The 17,078-nt window shown below is 35.3% G+C and carries 13 protein-coding genes, 3 pseudogenes and 2 riboswitches; of the genes and pseudogenes, 9 read left to right on the forward strand and 7 right to left on the reverse strand.

What is annotated here, in order from left to right; genetic code table 11:
* Positions 1 to 15: 15 nt before the first annotated feature.
* A complete protein-coding gene (locus JNUCC74_RS02815; protein ID WP_454066816.1) occupies positions 16 to 426 on the reverse strand; it encodes a collagen-like protein in 411 nt (136 codons plus the stop codon).
* Between the two features lie 342 nt (positions 427 to 768).
* Between JNUCC74_RS02815 and JNUCC74_RS02820 the strand changes: the two genes are divergently transcribed.
* From JNUCC74_RS02820 to JNUCC74_RS02830, 3 genes are all read left to right on the forward strand, one after another.
* On the forward strand, positions 769 to 2,241 hold the full coding sequence (locus tag JNUCC74_RS02820; RefSeq protein WP_454066817.1) for an MDR family MFS transporter: 1,473 nt from the start codon (positions 769 to 771) through the stop codon (positions 2,239 to 2,241).
* A gap of 750 nt (positions 2,242 to 2,991) precedes the next feature.
* Entirely contained in the window at positions 2,992 to 3,402 is a 411-nt protein-coding gene (locus JNUCC74_RS02825) for an effector binding domain-containing protein (RefSeq protein ID WP_454066818.1), read from the forward strand.
* A gap of 822 nt (positions 3,403 to 4,224) precedes the next feature.
* Complete coding sequence (locus JNUCC74_RS02830) at positions 4,225 to 4,971, forward strand: MerR family transcriptional regulator (RefSeq protein ID WP_454066819.1); 747 nt, start codon at positions 4,225 to 4,227, stop codon at positions 4,969 to 4,971.
* 32 nt (positions 4,972 to 5,003) lie between these two features.
* Here JNUCC74_RS02830 and thiE read toward each other — a convergent pair whose 3' ends face one another.
* From thiE to thiW, 5 genes are all read right to left on the reverse strand, one after another.
* Positions 5,004 to 5,630 carry a thiamine phosphate synthase gene (thiE, locus tag JNUCC74_RS02835; protein ID WP_077319343.1) on the reverse strand — a complete coding sequence of 209 codons (627 nt, stop codon included), beginning with the start codon at positions 5,628 to 5,630 and terminating at the stop codon, positions 5,004 to 5,006.
* Positions 5,631 to 5,917: 287 nt separating this feature from the next.
* Positions 5,918 to 6,688 (reverse strand): hydroxyethylthiazole kinase, encoded by a 771-nt coding sequence (gene thiM / locus JNUCC74_RS02840; protein ID WP_454066820.1) that lies wholly within the window; start codon positions 6,686 to 6,688, stop codon positions 5,918 to 5,920.
* Positions 6,685 to 7,491 (reverse strand): bifunctional hydroxymethylpyrimidine kinase/phosphomethylpyrimidine kinase, encoded by an 807-nt coding sequence (gene thiD / locus JNUCC74_RS02845; protein WP_077319345.1) that lies wholly within the window; start codon positions 7,489 to 7,491, stop codon positions 6,685 to 6,687. The genes thiM and thiD overlap by 4 nt, the downstream gene beginning before the upstream one ends.
* A 139-nt stretch (positions 7,492 to 7,630) precedes the next feature.
* A complete protein-coding gene (gene tenA, locus JNUCC74_RS02850) occupies positions 7,631 to 8,302 on the reverse strand; it encodes a thiaminase II (RefSeq protein WP_454067820.1) in 672 nt (223 codons plus the stop codon).
* A 58-nt stretch (positions 8,303 to 8,360) separates the two neighbouring features.
* A riboswitch (TPP riboswitch) is annotated at positions 8,361 to 8,464 on the reverse strand.
* Positions 8,453 to 8,950 carry an energy coupling factor transporter S component ThiW gene (gene thiW, locus JNUCC74_RS02855; RefSeq protein ID WP_454066821.1) on the reverse strand — a complete coding sequence of 166 codons (498 nt, stop codon included), beginning with the start codon at positions 8,948 to 8,950 and terminating at the stop codon, positions 8,453 to 8,455. Its footprint overlaps the riboswitch before it by 12 nt.
* A 213-nt stretch (positions 8,951 to 9,163) precedes the next feature.
* Positions 9,164 to 9,271: riboswitch (TPP riboswitch) on the reverse strand.
* Between the two features lie 1,114 nt (positions 9,272 to 10,385).
* Between thiW and JNUCC74_RS02860 the strand changes: the two are divergent.
* The 3 pseudogenes from JNUCC74_RS02860 to JNUCC74_RS02870 all read left to right on the forward strand — a co-directional run.
* A pseudogene (locus tag JNUCC74_RS02860) lies at positions 10,386 to 10,933 on the forward strand (radical SAM protein); the annotation flags it as partial.
* 270 nt (positions 10,934 to 11,203) lie between these two features.
* Positions 11,204 to 11,784: pseudogene (locus JNUCC74_RS02865) on the forward strand (ATP-binding cassette domain-containing protein).
* Positions 11,785 to 11,853: 69 nt separating this feature from the next.
* Positions 11,854 to 12,575: pseudogene (locus JNUCC74_RS02870) on the forward strand (peptide ABC transporter permease).
* Between the two features lie 23 nt (positions 12,576 to 12,598).
* On the opposite strand, the gene JNUCC74_RS02875 reads toward JNUCC74_RS02870, so the two are convergent.
* Positions 12,599 to 13,297 carry a Crp/Fnr family transcriptional regulator gene (locus JNUCC74_RS02875; protein WP_454066822.1) on the reverse strand — a complete coding sequence of 233 codons (699 nt, stop codon included), beginning with the start codon at positions 13,295 to 13,297 and terminating at the stop codon, positions 12,599 to 12,601.
* A 455-nt stretch (positions 13,298 to 13,752) separates the two neighbouring features.
* Here JNUCC74_RS02875 and JNUCC74_RS02880 point away from each other — a divergent pair, with 455 nt between their 5' ends.
* The 3 genes from JNUCC74_RS02880 to JNUCC74_RS02890 all read left to right on the forward strand — a co-directional run bounded on the left by JNUCC74_RS02880 (position 13,753) and on the right by JNUCC74_RS02890 (position 16,850).
* The gene (locus JNUCC74_RS02880) at positions 13,753 to 14,448 is read left to right on the forward strand and encodes a response regulator transcription factor (RefSeq protein ID WP_454066823.1); all 696 of its coding nucleotides are present in this window, start codon (positions 13,753 to 13,755) and stop codon (positions 14,446 to 14,448) included.
* Positions 14,441 to 15,535, forward strand: a complete 1,095-nt coding sequence (locus tag JNUCC74_RS02885; RefSeq protein WP_454066824.1) for an ATP-binding protein — start codon at positions 14,441 to 14,443, stop codon at positions 15,533 to 15,535. Before JNUCC74_RS02880 ends, JNUCC74_RS02885 begins: the two co-directional genes overlap by 8 nt.
* A gap of 466 nt (positions 15,536 to 16,001) precedes the next feature.
* Entirely contained in the window at positions 16,002 to 16,850 is an 849-nt protein-coding gene (locus tag JNUCC74_RS02890; RefSeq protein ID WP_454066825.1) for a M15 family metallopeptidase, read from the forward strand.
* Positions 16,851 to 17,078 lie beyond the last annotated feature (228 nt).

The following is a 17,078-nucleotide window of genomic DNA, read 5'->3' on the forward strand; positions in this document are numbered from 1 at the left end:
GTAGCTCTTGTTTAATTAGAAGCACTGAAATGACACAATTCTATTTAGATCAATTCCAAAGAACACCCAGCGAAAACCAGTCCAGCGGAAACCAGCAATGGAATTTCTTCCAACAAACGTTGGGAAGAACCAGAAAGCATCCCTTCTCAACCAAATATACGTAAATCGAAACAAGCAGAAGCGAATTGCACCGGGATCAACTGCAAAAGTTTGCGCCGTTGGCTGAGATGGTATAAAAGAAGGTGGTGGTCCACTCGGAGGTTGGTTCACATTTCCGAAGCCACCAGGTATGCTAGGAAACGAAGGAATTTGTTCACCTGGGATGCCGGGAAATCCAGGTGGTAGACCAGGAATTTGACGGGATGGAAAAACGCTTTGCTCACTTATCGTCGGATCGAAATGATAATTATACTCATATGGATACATTAATTTTCCTCCTATAAAGAATTGTCTTCTTTACTATATGGGACAGTAGTCTATGATGTTATTGTTTTGAGCAATAATGGGCGCATCCCATATATATTAAAAAAAATTAAAAATTTGCTGCTTGCTAATGAGAAACTGTCATGTTAGTATTATCTTACTCATAAAGTGCTAAGCTTGTCTGGCAGTGTTATTTTAAAATTTAATTTTCATTTTCACAGTAAGAAAAATGGAGAGAAGATCACTCTCTTTTTTTTGTTGATTGTAACGGTCTTCTATATGGAATAGGGCTTTGGGTTATCTGCATTTTATAAAAAACTAACAAGAAGGAAAGGAATTACATTTATGAGTAAAAATAACTCTAATTATGAATATTTAGCGGAAAATCCGGATTTTAAAGTAATGCCTATTATGCTGTCGTTAATTATCGGGGCATTTTTTGCTATTCTTAATGAAACATTGTTAAATATTGCTTTAACGACACTGATGAAAGAATTCCATATATCATTGACCACTGTTCAATGGATGGCGACGGGGTTTCTCTTAGTAATGGGGATTGTTATTCCAGCCTCTGCTGTCCTATTACAGTGGTTCACAACGAGGCAGTTATTTTTAGGTACCATGATTGTTTTTACGATGGGTACGACAATTGCTGCAATAGCTCCAACCTTTCCAGTGTTGCTTGTAGGTAGACTTATTCAGGCGGCAGGAACAGGTCTGTTAATGCCTGTTATTTTTAATGTGTTTCTTCTCGTGTTCCCACCGCATAGAAGAGGAAAAGTGATGGGACTTGTTGGTCTAGTTATTATGTTTGCCCCAGCTATTGGGCCAACCCTGTCTGGGATTATTGTTGAATATTTAGGTTGGCGTTTCTTATTTATTACAGTAATTCCATTTGCTGTCTTCTCTATTATATTCGCCTATAAATATTTAGTGAATGTTTCTGAGGTGACTAAACCAAAAGTAGACATCCTTTCTCTTGTTTTTTCAACAATGGGTTTTGGTTCACTTGTTTACGGGTTTAGCTCAGCAGGAGAAAAAGGATTTCTTAGTGCGGATGTATATAGTTTCATTATTGTAGGGGTAATCGGTATTTCTATTTTCTCTATTAGACAATTCAAATTAGAAGAACCTGTTTTGGATCTTCGGGTTTTTAAATATCCAATGTTCACACATGGTATGCTGATGTTTTTAATTATCATCATGACAATGTTTGCATCTGAAATTATTTTGCCAATTTTTATGCAAGGAGCCTTAGCCTACTCAGCAGCTAAAGCGGGGATGCTATTATTACCCGGCAGCATTATAAATGGATTAATGTCTCCGTTAATGGGGCATTTATTTGATAAATTTGGTCCAAGAGTAATGATGATTCCAGCAACGCTAATTTTAAGTAGTACGATGTATATGATGAGCAGACTAAATGCAAATACCGAGGCCTGGATGATCATTGTCGGGTACATCATACTAATGCTGACTGTTTCTGCAATTATGATGCCAGCGGAAACAAATGGTTTAAATCAGTTGCCAAAAAGGCTATATCCGCATGGTACTTCTGTCATGTCAACATTGCAGCCGGTAGCTGGTTCGATAGGTGTGTCTGTTTTCATTAGTATTTTAAATGCAAGACAAGATCATTATCTTAGTCAATCACCTACGCCAAATGATCCTCAGGCGGTGAACGAAGCGATGATTTTGGGAGTAGAATTAGTTTATTTTATAGCATTTGCAATTTCCGTCATTGCAGTAATTTTAGCATTTTTAGTATACCGGGCAGTGCCGAGGGAGCAGCCTCAAGAAGTGAAACAACAACTATAATATAGCTCTACGAGGCAACGCTTTGAAGGATGTTTAGAAAAACTTGGCTTGTCGCCAGGTCTTAGCGAAAGCTGTAGTTTTTCTTATACTATAAAGCCTAAAGTTTTATACTTTCCTATAGTGTAAAAAATCGTAAAATGGCAAAGTGAACTTCAATGTATGTTAGAATAGGCAAAAGTTCTGCACTAAGACAGAACAGTGGAATTTATAATCCCGCATGTAAGTGCCGTAATCTCTATCGCTTGAGTGCTTGAAATCCAAAAAAAGTAATGAGATAACGGCATCTAAATGACTCGATTGTCCGGATCGACATGGCAAGGAAGTCTTATGCATCGTATGCAGAAAAATTGTCCTTCTTTTAAGGGACAAGGAAAGCTGCGACAGGAATACATGGCGATTTTTTCAGGGATAAGGCAAACGTCGAAGTGGTACACTGCGTTTTCTAGGACGTTACGATCATTAGCCAACCAGTTCTATTATCTTTTTTTAGAACACATTCTTATAGGATAAGATAATAGTAACTAATTTTCTGAAAGCAAATAGTAGTTTGTTAAAAACAGCGGAGGACAAAGAAGACAGCAGACCTGTTTTGCATTATTTATACGTTAGGAAAATATGCTGACGCTAGCATTTAAGCTGATACAGCAAAACGTTAATGTCCAACGTGTATAAGTCCAACTAAGCAGTAGCGACATGTTCCAGAAGCTTATTGTGAATTACGGTTTCTAAAAAGAGAGGGAGATGAAAAAAATGAAGTTAAACTTACTCCAGAGTATTAGAACCAATAATTTTAATGATAATCAATTAATCGAAAAAATGGAACATATGTGGAAAGAAGCTTCTAGTAAACTGAAACATCATAAAGGTAATGTGTATGGTGTTTATTATGATTATGAGAGCAATTATAAAGGAGACTATTCTCTAAGTGTTGCCATTGATGACAGTGATTCAAATGTTGATAATCGAATGATTATGGAAATACCAGATGTAAAATATAAAATATTTGATGTAGACACAACCGATGAGCTAGGTATCATGAAAGCTTGGAGTAAAATTTGGGAATTAGAGGAATCAGGTTCTTTAAAACGAGCGCACACGTATGATTATGAAAAGTATGACCCAAATGGGAATATTGAAATATATATTGCTGTAAGAAAATAGGTTAAACCGATCCTTTGTGTAAGTAAATAGTTTTTTGATTTTTGTTACCTCAACTGTTCACTGCCATTGCTTTTTTAAAGAATTATTTGCTTCCGCTATGTGAGAAGATGTGCTGAGAATCACTGGAAATTTTACCATATACAAAGGATAATAAAATTATTCAAGATGAATTCCTAAATTTCCCTTAACATGTAGCTAGACAATCAGCGTTATTGTCTAGCTTTTTAGTGTATCGCTAAATGTATATCTGCTTTCTACATAGTGGATAAATTTTGTAGCGACGTCCAGTTCATGCGTTCAAGCTGTAGAAAATTTCGCTCTTTTTCTAAGAATAAGTCAACATTGGCTTGAATCTAAAGGAAAGCCGACTAAAAGCGGGATTGCCGCTCAGGCTCGGCATACCCTTTTTGCAGGGGGATGTTTCCTTTATCCTGAATGTAAGGAGTCGTATTTCCCTCATTCGAAAAATCCGCTTTTTACGTAAGATGTGCGAGAAATAGCTTCATAAATTCCCGATTCGTTTGGTTTGGCAGGACAACTACGACAGCGATACATCGCGATTTTTAAACAAGGACAAAAGCCCACTTTGAATGAAGTATCAATTTACCCCTTCATCATTTCTGACGTTTGCATGTCACTAAACGAACGCTTGCGCTTTGGTGTCCTGCAATAGAAGGAATGAGCGTGGGTACAGCTATCGTCATTCTGTGTAGGGTTTTTTAGAGAATAAGTTACACTTAGCAGAATGTAAAAAAATAAATTTAATCTTGACTCTAACGTAACGTTATCGTTTATGATGGAACAGGTAGGGAGGTACTTAACATGAAAGTGAAAGAGGTAGCTGCTTTAGTTGGGATTAGCGTGCGCACACTTCATCATTATGATGCTATTGGATTGTTAAAACCTGGGCATAAGACAGAAACGGGTTATCGCATATATACAGATAAAGAGTTGGAACGGCTGCAGCAAATATTGTTTTTTAAAGAACTTGGTTTCTCGTTAAAGAAGATTAAAGAGATAATGGATAGTCCTTCCTATAATCAAATAGAAGCATTGAAAGTTCAACAAAAAATGCTGCTTGCCAAACAAAAGCAAATTAACACAATGCTTGAGACGATTGAAAAAACGATTAAACATTCGAAAGGAGAGATAACGATGAGTAATCAAGAGCGTTTTAAAGGGTTTGATTTTCGCAGTAATCCTTATGAACAAGAAGCCCGTGAACGATGGGGGAATGAAGTGGAAGAAGCGAACAAAAAAATAAATAATCTGTCATCGTACGAACGAAAAGACCTTGAAAATTCGATGATAGAGATTTATTGTAATTTATCAACGATCCGTCATCAAGATCCTGCCTCCGAAGAAGCGCAACAGTGGATTGGGATGTGGTTTGATTTACTTAACTGCATAGGGACATATTCGTTAACAGCTTTTAAAGGATTGGGAAAAATGTATGTAGAGGATGAACGGTTTACGAAGAACATTGACAAATTTGGTGATGGCTTAGCTAAGTTTATGCAGGAAGCAATGGCGATTTATGCAGCAAAACATAGTGCAGGGCAAGAATAGATGTTTTCTGCCCTGCATTGCTGCTAATCTAATTAAAGTTGGACTACTGCTTCTTGAATATCGTTTGCCCTGGTAATTGCGGAGATAACTGCGACTCCATCCGCTCCTGCCTCAATTACAGAGTTCGCATTTTGAGTAGAGATTCCACCGATCCCAACGATGGGCATATTTGGATAACGTTGCTTTACCTCACTGATCCAAGTTGTGCCAACTGGGGGTTTAGCGTCTTCTTTTGTCGTTGTTGCAAAAATTGGACCAACGCCTAGGTAGTCTACACAGTCTATTGGACTTGCTGATAATTCTTGATTATTTGATATGGAAAGTCCAATCCATTTATTTGGAAATTTCCTTCGCAGATCGGTTGGAGACAAATCATCTTGACCAACATGAATGCCGTCAGCTTCCAACACTTGAGCCAGTTCGACCTCATCATTCACAAAAAAGGGAACATGATAGTAACGACAAATATCGCGCAGTTGCTTGCCTAAGATATATTTTTGAAAGCCTGTTAAAGAGCCGGTGCCTTTTTCACGATATTGAAAAGCGGTAATACCAGCAGCAATAGCTTCTTTAAGGATTTGTTTGGGGTCACGATCACAGTTTTGACTGCCCATAATAAAGTATTTTCTTAATGATTTACGCAAATCTAATGGTGACATAAATAACCTCCTTTTCTGATAAAATTTAACTTTTATCCCGCATGTAAGGTGCCGTAAGACTTCCACTTCAAGAGCCTTTAGTTGATACAAAAGGTCTAAGTGGGAGAAAACGGCACCTAAATGCCCGATTCGTTCAAGGGCCTTTAGGTCATACCCCCTGAGGTACTAACATTCAGTAGGAGATGGAAGAAAACTCCTACTGAATGAAGTTTCACTTTATTACAGATAGGATTCTTAATGAAGATCGACATAGTTTTTTAAAAAAAGACATAAATGAAACGTAAAAATTAGTTCATCCCTAATTGTTCTAAATCTAATGATAGTGCATCAATAAATGCTGGAAGGAAACTTCCCGGACCAGATACATGATTTTGTTTTACTGCATACTCTGCTGCTAAACCATAAAATTGAACCGCAGCATAAGCCTTTTCTTCCGCAGCCTCCTCCGCTGTTAAACAGGCTGTTAAGATAGAACCTAATAAGCAACCAGCACCAGTGATTTTTTCTAACCATGGATGACCTGATGTATTTTTTAGCACATTTCCATCCTTGCCAATAAAATCGATTTCTCCAGTAACGACGGCAGTAGTTCTGTAAGTTTCTGCTACTTTTACAGCAATTTCTTCCGCATTACCAGCGCCTACAGATTCAACACCTTTTACTTCCCATGGAATATCAACAAGTTGAGCCATTTCGCCGGCATTTCCTTTAATGGCTGTAAATTGGATCTCCTTCAATAACTCCTTTACAACATCCTTTCGAAAGGATGTTGCACCGACACCTACAGGATCAAGTACCACAGGTATTCCAGTTTTATTTGCTGCTCTTCCTGCAAGCTTCATGGCTGGCAGTTCCTGTAACGTAGTCGTTCCAATATTAATGAGCACACCATCTGAAATAGACGCCATTTGCTCGGCTTCTTCTTTTGCTTTTGCCATAATTGGTGAACCGCCAAAAGCTAATAAACCATTTGCGGTGAAGTTCATAACGACTTCGTTTGTAATATTGTGTATCAAAGGATTATTTACTCTGACGTGCTGAATAACAGATTCTCTCATTGTTCAACCCTTTCCTTGCGAATTCCCCAATGATTGGTCGGACCATTTCCAGCACCAAGCGGGAATGAATACTTAATAGCTGCTGTTACAAACTGTTTGGCTTGTTTAACGGCTTCATAAAGCGGCAGTCCTTTACTTAAATAGGCAGTAATGGCGGCTGAGTATGTGCATCCTGTGCCATGGGTATTTTTGGTATGAATCCGTTCTGAATGGAAAGTATGAATAGTATTTCCATCATATAAATAGTCGATAGCATCTCCTTGCATATGTCCGCCTTTAACAAGTGCAGCTTGGGCTCCATGTTTTTCAACGATTTCTCTGGCAGCTTCTTTTAAATCATCAATATCATGTATTTTCTGACCTGTAATAAATTCAGCTTCAGGGATATTTGGAGTAACTACCTTAGCTAAAGGTAAAAGCTGTTCCTTTAAAAAGTCACGCGCTTCTTCTGCAATTAAAGCATCGCCACTTGTAGCTACCATTACAGGATCCATTACATAACTGGCATTTGTTTTAGGCAGTTGTTCAGCAATAATTTTCATCATTGACTCATTGGCAATCATTCCTGTTTTGACACTGTGAACAGGCATATCTGAAAAAACAGATTCCAATTGATCTTTTAGCATTTCAATTGGTATATGATGAACATTTTGGACACCAGTAGTGTTTTGCGCTACTATAGATGTAATCACGGACATTCCATATACAGCTAATTCCTGGAATGTTTTCAAATCTGCTTGTATTCCTGCTCCACCACTCGGATCAGTTCCTGCTATTGTTAACGCACATGGGGGTTGTTTCATTGGAATCCCGCCTTTCTTTATTTAGGAAAGTAATTAATTTACCTCAAGCTTGCAAAACTCACACGTAACAACGAGGTCTCCATAACGACACTTCAGCTTCGAATTGTAGCAAAAAGTGATAATTCCTGCATAGGTTCCCTTATTTACCTGTCCATTCTTCACATGTATAAGCCATTTCCCAAAACTTGAATTCTAATTGGCAGCTTTTGCGAAATGCCTCGCTAATTTTATTTAGTTCCTCATTAGAGGCTTTTTCAGCCAGTTGATCCAGTCGATTTCGCATGTTAGCTGTCATTGTTTCAGATGATGGGCTTGCGTAAAACGTAATCCACTCATAAAATGGATGATTACTCGTAGGCTTATACTGCTTCATAAGCTCTTGTCCTATTTCAAAATAGGTCCATGGACAAGGAAGCAGCACACCGAGTAATTCACCAGAAGTCCCTAACTGAGCATGGTACAACATATGTTTTACATAATGATCAGCAGTAGGTGGAAGGGAATAGCCTTGCAAATCTACATATTTCAAACCAAGATAATTACAAAAGTTATGGTGAGGATGTGCTTCATCATTTAATATGAAGTAAATACGATTAAAAAAATAGCTGATATCCTCACGTCTTTTTGATTTAGCTATAGCAATCCCATAGATTCTCATAAATGCATTCAAGTATTCAAAGTCAGCTTTAACATAATAAGCAAGTGATTGATGAGAAATTTCACCAATGCCAATGCCTTGAACAAATGGATGGTGAAAGATCATTTGAAAGATATCATCATTTTCTTCGCGTAACTTATTTGTAAACAAAATTATATATAGCCCCCTTAATTAATTTGGAAGCTACTAAAGGGGTGATGGAATAGAGAAAAACTCATCTTCACTACTTTCCTTCGCTGGAATTACCCAGATCAGGTTCAAAGGGACAAAGGATACGACCTTATCTCAGCAACGATTGCGCCCCTAGTAGTTTCCTTGTAATCGAATCATGTTCTCCGGTTTGACGCGTAAAAGAACAAGCCAGCCAATAAAGGCACCGGTGACACTACTTACTAAAAACGACGGCATAAAGAATAGCGCGCCGGCACTACTGTCCATAAACAGGTTGGCAAGTGGTACTGCGGTCAAAGCGCCGATTATTCCTGTACCAAAGCTTTCACCGACTATAGCCCATATTTTCTTCCCAAACCAGTGATACAGCATTCCTGCTAACCAAGCGCCAATCATAGCACCGGGAAATGCAAGAATCGTTCCCAGTCCAAGCATATTACGTAATAACCCAATCATAAAAGCTATTACTACAGCAGGTCCTGGGCCTAATGTAATTGCTGCCATTACATTAACGGCATGCTGAACAGGATATGCTTTTGCAATTCCAGCTGGAAACCAGAAAAACTGCGCTCCCAGTGTGCCAATTGCTACAAAAACAGCCATTAATGTTAGTAGGTAGATCTTTTTCATAGTAGCCTCCCTTCCGTCATAGATTTGGGTTAGAGGAAAGGTGGATGATTTGGAGGGTAAATTAAATGAAAGCTAACCTAAAAAATAGCTGTAGGTAATAGCTTGGCTAATCTGCTAAAAAACCTCAAAATCAATCCTGTAGTAAAAATACTTCCTGAATACAAAAAAGCCAGGTCTAGCAAGGACCTGACTTTGGATTTATGAAAATAGAAAGACGTATGTCTACTACTTCCCTCCGCTGGTGCTAACCAGATCAGGTCGATAAGAGTCAGAAGCTAGTTGCTTCTTCTCAGCCCCTATAGGGCCCCCCTAGTAGTTCTAAAAGCATGTTCAAAAAGATCGGTAATAAGAACGCATTCAATTTCTTCGCACATTAGAACGTATAACATTTTAGCGTTGAAGTTCATTCAACGTAGTCAAAAATTTTTAAGTTCTAAGTATACGTGCAAACTAGGCTATCGTCTATGCTCTTTTTGCCGCTAGCCAAGTTTTCTTTATTAACTGTGCTCCTTAGAAAAGAAAACACTTTTCTTGCGTAGGAGTGACACTCGAGGAAGCATACTAGTAATCATGTATCTAATAAAAGGTCTTCTACTAAAAGCGACCACGTCGATAACGTAGAAGTCAGTATTTCCTGTACAAGCTCCACTATCCAAACTATATCGCCTCGAACTTCGGCTAGATAGGATGTGTTAGTGTCAGCGTGCAACAAGGATGTTGCGAAATGAGCTGACCTTGATCCTACTTATCCTCCTTTTTAAACACGCACTAAAACAGCTATTCAATTGAAATTAGCATAAGCTAGTAATCTAAGGATAACAAAACCAGTCACATTTGTCATTTGAAATGATAGATATCGATAAATTAGTAAACGATAACTGAGTGTCTAAAGAAGGGATTGTAAAATTTAAGGGAACCAACTCAATCAGCTAATGCTGTGCCCTGATTTATCAATGACTTAACTCCTTACTAAATTGATATTCGTCCAGCTGCATTACCTAAACTAGCAAACAGGAAAAGACAACGAAGCCAATTTGAAGAATTGTTAGGGAATTTATCAATTTTTTTATGAACACATAAAGGAGAAAATTTTGGAGAATAATAAATCTTTGATACCATTTTTAATGGAAAATTTTACAAGGATATTATATTTCGTGACTAAAGTCACGGAAAAAACATATCGTATGACATAATATTTGTAATGTATGGAGAAAAATGAGGAAAAATATGAATAGGTAAACACAAATAGTGAAGGCACAAAAAACTTAGAATTTAAGAGTTTAGTAGTTGAATCACAAAAGGTAGCTAAAGTTAATACCCTTGTATTTTTTGAAAATCAAACGCAAATCGGATGATACTTAGAAGCGGTCATTAATCAAGAATATAAAGGAGCGTTTATCTCTCCTTTAATCATTTTTTGGGCGAATATTCATAGTTAGATTCAAAGTGTAACACATCCTGTAACCATTGCTGTTTTTCTAGTTCACTAACTTCTACAGTAAAAATGGAAAAAGATTATATAAGGGATTAAGTAATTGAATTTGCAGAAATAAGACTATCCAAGTTATTTCTTTTACGGGTGGAGAAATCCTTTAGATTATTATTTTTTAAAAGAACTAATGGAAATCATTAAACCGTATAAAAAACAATAACGGTGATTTCAAATGGATTTGGGGGGTGGTAGCAGGAAAAAGGTTGAAGAATACTTTAGTGATTAGAACTCATTAGATGTGGTAGCATGAATTATAAGATGAATACCATTCATCCTTTGTTAAATCGTCCAGTATTAAAAGAATATTTGAACATAGCAGGAAATACCCAGATCTCGATGTTTCTCTTAATATGGCAGTTACGAAAGATAGAATGTCAAATCATATTTTGGAGGAATTAGGTGATTCAATCTTAGGAGTTAAGATTAATAACTTCCCAATGATATCAGTTGGAGCATTAAAAAGTAGAATGAATCAGCAAAATATACATAAGTTAATCTATTTTGCGAAATAGAAAGAAAATTATAACGTAGATTAACACCGGTCATGTTTGTACCTATTTCTATTCAAGTAAAGGGTTCTGTTTTTCTAATAGGTTTATTTAAAGTAAGCAAAAATGTCCAAAATTATTACTTGAAACGTTCACTTCCTATAGTTCTGAATTGGTAAGGGGATAGGTGGCTCAGGAACGATAACATTAGTGACTCGATTTTAAATCAGAGGTTTCATTTTCAAGGTACTATTTATTAGAAGGAGTATGCATATGAACATAGCCAACTATACTTAAAAGTGAAAGATAAAACGTTACTTCAGGACACGGACTTGCATTTTTCAAAAGGAAAAATCAGTCATATCATCGGAAAAAATGGGGTTGGGAAATCACAACTTGCCAAAGACTTTCTATTAAATAATAGTAAGCGAATCAGTAACGATATCAGTCAAAACGTTTCTTTAATATCCAGCTCGTCGAATATACCTAATGATGTTTCTAAAGATTTTTTATTATCCTTTTTAAGTAGAAAATTCGGTTCAAAAATGATAGATACGATTACCCCTTTACTTAATCTTGAGAATATTGACGGTAAAGTTCTGATCAAAAATTTAAGCGATGGGCAAAAACAAAAATTAAAATTGCTTAGCTTCTTACTCGCAGACAAAAATATCATTGTTTTAGATGAAATAACAAATGCATTAGACAAGAAAACGGTTATAGAAATACATCGCTTTCTAAACGAATATATTCATGAAAATCCAGAGAAGATAATCATAAACATTACCCACAACTTGTCTGATCTAAAGGCTGTCGCAGGGGATTATTATTTATTTCATAACCTAGCGATTTAAAAATATGATTCAGTGGAAAAATTAATTGAAGTGTATATAAATGAGTAAATGTAATAATGGAGGCATATGATGAAATTTGAGTTAAAAAAAAGCGTTAGCAACAAAGTTTTAATTATAGTGGGAGCTATGTTCTTATTTTTATTTTTACTTGGGTATTTTTTGCCGGTTGGAATAGATAAGGTCAGCGATGTGACATACGATATGTTTTTCTTTAGCTCCTATACCGTTGCTACAGAGTTTTGGGTTCATGTTATTTTCATTTGTTGTAGCTTTCTTTATTAATAGAGAATATTCAAACAAAAACATTCTCTTTTACAAATTAATAGGGGAAAACATCTACTCCTTCTTTTATAAAAAGATAGCTGTTTTATTTATAGAATGTTTTGCATTTATAGCACTTGGTATATTGATTATATCATTGATTTATCATAATTTTTCTCATTTTACATTACTATTATTTTTATTTTCTGCGGTTATATTACAATATATTAATTATTGGGACGATTAGTATGTTATGTCCGAGTATATTGATTAGTATAGGTGTAAGTATCATTTATTGGATCACTTCTGTTATTTTAGTAGCTGTAAGCACGAAAGTATTTGGCTTTATAGCTCCTTTTAAAGCGGGTAACACCATGTACTCACGAATAGATAGAGTGCTGCAATCGGATATATGATACCTTGACAGTAGTGATATTTTATCTATTATTTTCTATTTAATCTCCATCATTATCATCAATGTAATCATTCTTAGCTTTTCTAAAAAGCGATGGATCAAAATGGCGATTTAAGCTGCTTCTCGTTGAAGCAGCTTTTATGTAAGTTCACAAAAATGGAGAATACAATGTTCGCAATGAATAAATTTTCTTAGAAAGGCTATATTTTTGACTATAATATATTGATCTGCTTTATCATATGAAATAACATTCTCTTTTTTTAACTGGTTTATACTTCGAGAAATAAACTCACGTGTTGTCCCACAAATTTGACTTAATTCTTCGTGAGAAAGTTTTATCAAAATTTTATAACCCATATCTACTTGACGACTATACATGTTTACTAAGCGAATTAATGTTGAATATAGTGCTCCTTTTTTTCCGAATAAAGTAAAATCTCTTATGATTAGATTCTTTTTATTCACTTGGTTGTAAACATATGTCAGCCAATTGGCTTTTAAGTTCGTATTTTTATCTAATGCATTAGTGAAAACGCTTTTCCTAAGTTTCACTAACTGGCAATCTGTTTTAGCCAATGCATAGTATTGATAATTGATATATTCGTAATCGGATATATCTAGTAAAAAGAAATTACCGGGTTTTATGATTTTAATGATCAATTCCTTTCCGTTGAAGGCTGACTGTTTAACAAACATAAAGCCACCTATGACTGCATAGATGTAGGATTGTTTTTCCGTGTCCATATTGATTATCTGACCTTTTTTACAAGAACAAGAGCAGCCTTTCTTAGAAACAAAATTAAATATTTCGTCATTTGTAATTATGCTTATGCCCATTTTATAAATCCCCCTATATAATAGTATATTATACTCTTTTTAGTAAAAAAGTCATTATATGGTATTTGGATCTATAGGTTTAATGGCATACACACCAAGTTAAATAAAAATTAAGTTTAGCCAATATAAGATTGATTTTTTTAAAACAAAACAGGCATTACTTTGAAACATTTCGATATTCAAAGCTTATTCGAGTTTGCCATTTTTATCTGCTATTGTACTACTTGTAGTAAATTTGCTTGCTAGATAATGAGTTTAGTCTATTTTTAAGTATGCTTCAGTCTATGGTCTTTGAGCATTAGCCTGGAAAACTGCTTTTGTGTCATCGACATTATGTCCAAATTGCCTACTTTTAGCAAGTGCGTTTAAAAACAAGTTGGATAAAGCATTGTAAACTTCAGGCTGACTATTGTATGATCATAAATAAGATAGCTAACTAATACGGAGTGGAAAAAATGAGAAAAATGACAATTTTAGTAGCGGATGATGATCAAGAGATTGCTGATCTTATTTCGATTCATTTAGAAAAAGAAGGCTATGATGTATTTAAGGCAGCAGATGGAGAAGAAGCGTGGCAGCTCATTCAAACAAAACCAGTTCATTTGGTGATTTTAGATATTATGATGCCTAAGCTAGATGGTTATGAAGTAACAAAACGGATTAGAGAAAAGTATCAAATGCCGATTATCTTTTTAAGTGCGAAAACTTCGGATTTTGATAAGGTGAAAGGATTAGTAATCGGTGCAGATGATTATATGACAAAGCCATTTACGCCAATTGAATTAATTGCTCGTGTTAATGCACAATTGAGGCGGTTTATGGTGTTAAATGGAGCGAAAGAGGAACAAGAGCATGTTTTAGAATTTGGCGGACTTCGTATCCATCCAGAACAGCGCAGTGTAACATTGTATGAAGAACCAGTAGATTTAACACCGAAGGAATTCGACATATTGTATCTATTGGCTAGCAACCCAAAAAAGGTGTTTAATGTGGAGACAATTTTTCGCCACGTATGGGGTGATTTGTATTATGAAGGTGCAAATACAGTGATGGTACATATCCGGACGTTAAGAAAAAAATTAAAAGAGGATCAAAGAAAAGATAAGTGGATTAAAACGATATGGGGAGTGGGGTATAGCTTTTATGGATAAAATGATAAAAAGCTTTCGATTTAAAATGGTCATGCTGTTTGGCTTAAGTATGTTGTATGCGGGTATGATTACGTATATTAGCTTTTTAGGTCTCCGCTTCTATTATCAAAACTATGTGAAATTTGATGATCCGCTTGCCTGGATTCGTGGCAGGATAGCCTCTATAGGTGATTTTAATTTTTTCATGCTTTTGTTCATCCCACTATCGATTCTTTTTTTCTTTCTATTAACGAAGCGTTACTCTGTGTACTTTAAGGAAATTTCCAATGGCATTCATCAACTAGCTAATGGGAATTTTAAACATTATGTACAAATTGATACAAAGGATGAATTCCACAGTATTGCAGAGGATATTAATATAGCAATGCAAAAACTACAAACAGCGATTCAACGTGGAGACTTTGCGGAGAGCAGTAAAGACCAGTTAGTCGTTAATTTAGCTCATGATTTAAGAACTCCGTTAACTTCGGTACTTGGTTATTTGGATTTGGTATTGAAAAATGATGATTTGACGGAGGAGGAGAAGCATCATTACTTGTCCATATCCTATAAGAAATCGGAGCGCTTAGAGTTATTAATTAATGAATTATTTGATATTACCAAAATGAATTATGGAATGCTCCAATTAAATAAAACTGAAATTAACCTTGGTGATTTACTTCAGCAATTAAATGAAGAATTTTATCCTGTTTTGAAAAAGAATTATCTACAAACTCGTTTGGATGTACAATCAGAATTAATTGTATATGCAGATGGGGAACAGCTCGCTCGAGTATTTGAGAACCTTTTTACCAATGCTATCCGTTATGGTTACGATGGTCAATTTATTGATATCAAAGCTTATGTTGATTCAAAAACGATCGTAGTGCAAATTGTAAATTATGGTGATTGTATACCGGAGGAAATTATACCGCATATTTTTGATATGTTTTATAAAACCGATTCGTCAAGAAAATATCAAGCAGGCAGTACGGGTTTAGGCTTATTTATAGCCAAAAATATTGTTGAACAGCATGGAGGAACGATTACTGTTGATAGCACAGTGATACGTACCATATTTGAAGTACGGTTACCAAAAAATGAATAGAAGAGGATGCTCAAAGTGACACATTGAATGTCATTGTACGTTAGAATGGAAAAAATTCCAACACTGATGGTAAGACGATGTAGTGGAATTTTTCACCTCCCATGTAAAAAGCCTTATGATCTCTACTTTTCAACATCTTCTATTTTCTTGATGACATTGCAAGAGAAAAGCTCCCAAATCGTTTGAATAGACAGGACTAGAGAAGACTGCTTGAATAAGCATCGCGGTTTTTAAAGGACAGACAAGCTACGGCAGCAATACAACGCGGTTTTTTAAGAGCGCCCAAGATGTTAGCGTTTGTTCTACTTCTATTAGTAGGGAATTAATTAAAACCTTTCACTAAATGAAGTTTCATTCTATCCGGCTTACTCTTTTTGAATATGCAGTTTAAGAAAAATTTAAAGTTTAATCTAGCAAATTTTTAAGTTTTTTTCTTTATCATTATAGATGAAAGGAGAAAAACGATATGAAAATAAGTAGATTTATATGTTTAACAATAATTATTATAGTTATCGCAATCCTATGGTTTGATGAATCAAACGCACCAACTACTTTAAATCAAGAACAATGGGATAATGGTGAAGAAACTATTAAATTAACTATTCATCCAGAAGATGTACATAAAGGAAACTTAGTGTTAGTAAATCAAGAATACGGTATTAAAGAAAATAATGTAAAAAACGATTTAATTAATTTATTTGAAAATCAGGATTTAATAGCTGATTATGGATTATTAGATAAAAATATTCAGTTATCTAAGGAAGTGATGGTTCACTTTAATGCCATGGTAGAAGCTGCTAAGAAAGATGGAGTAACCGACTTTTTAATTAGCAGTGGGTATCGTGGTTTTAAGCAACAAGAAAAGCTATATCAAGAGATGGGAAAAGAATTTGCACTACCAGCAGGCTTTAGTGAACATCAATTAGGTATATCGCTTGATGTAGGTTCATCAGAGGGGAAAATGGAAAAAACAGATGAAGGAAAATGGATTGCCGAAAATGCTTGGAACTACGGTTTTATCTTACGCTATCCAAAAGATAAAACAGCAATTACTGGTATTGAATACGAACCGTGGCATATTCGTTATGTAGGTAAGCCGCATAGTAAGATTATGCATGATGAAGATTATGTATTAGAGGAGTATTTAGCATTTTTAAAAGATAAAAAGAATGTTGAGGTTCTAGTGGATGGAATAAAATATAACATAAGTTATTATCCGATTACGAAGCCAAAGTCAGTGATCGTACCTACTGATTATGGATATGAAATTTCCGGTGATAACTTTAATGGTGTAATCGTTACTATTCATAAGTAGATCTTATCTATTCCATCTGTTTGTTTTCTGAAAATTACAATAAAAATTAAGTGGTTTTTCAGGAACATTATCAAGCCAACAAATAATCATGCAGCTTAACTCGGCTTCATCTTTTTTATCATACAAACGAAGTAATGGAAAAATTTACAATAATTTAATAAAGGATTTGTAGATAGATAATCTCTGATATGCCATAGTAATAGTATAGTAATTTCATTTGACTTAAAT

It is taken from the genome of Cerasibacillus sp. JNUCC 74 (genome assembly GCF_053667775.1).

Coding starts and splice junctions, on each gene's coding strand:
- JNUCC74_RS02815 (WP_454066816.1), bottom strand. CDS start 426: ATGTATCCATATGAGTATAATTATCATTTCGATCCGACGATAAGTGAG.
- JNUCC74_RS02820 (WP_454066817.1), top strand. CDS start 769: ATGAGTAAAAATAACTCTAATTATGAATATTTAGCGGAAAATCCGGAT.
- JNUCC74_RS02825 (WP_454066818.1), top strand. CDS start 2,992: ATGAAGTTAAACTTACTCCAGAGTATTAGAACCAATAATTTTAATGAT.
- JNUCC74_RS02830 (WP_454066819.1), top strand. CDS start 4,225: ATGAAAGTGAAAGAGGTAGCTGCTTTAGTTGGGATTAGCGTGCGCACA.
- thiE (WP_077319343.1), bottom strand. CDS start 5,630: ATGTCACCATTAGATTTGCGTAAATCATTAAGAAAATACTTTATTATG.
- thiM (WP_454066820.1), bottom strand. CDS start 6,688: ATGAGAGAATCTGTTATTCAGCACGTCAGAGTAAATAATCCTTTGATA.
- thiD (WP_077319345.1), bottom strand. CDS start 7,491: ATGAAACAACCCCCATGTGCGTTAACAATAGCAGGAACTGATCCGAGT.
- thiW (WP_454066821.1), bottom strand. CDS start 8,950: ATGAAAAAGATCTACCTACTAACATTAATGGCTGTTTTTGTAGCAATT.
- JNUCC74_RS02875 (WP_454066822.1), bottom strand. CDS start 13,297: ATGGGCATAAGCATAATTACAAATGACGAAATATTTAATTTTGTTTCT.
- JNUCC74_RS02880 (WP_454066823.1), top strand. CDS start 13,753: ATGAGAAAAATGACAATTTTAGTAGCGGATGATGATCAAGAGATTGCT.
- JNUCC74_RS02885 (WP_454066824.1), top strand. CDS start 14,441: ATGGATAAAATGATAAAAAGCTTTCGATTTAAAATGGTCATGCTGTTT.
- JNUCC74_RS02890 (WP_454066825.1), top strand. CDS start 16,002: ATGAAAATAAGTAGATTTATATGTTTAACAATAATTATTATAGTTATC.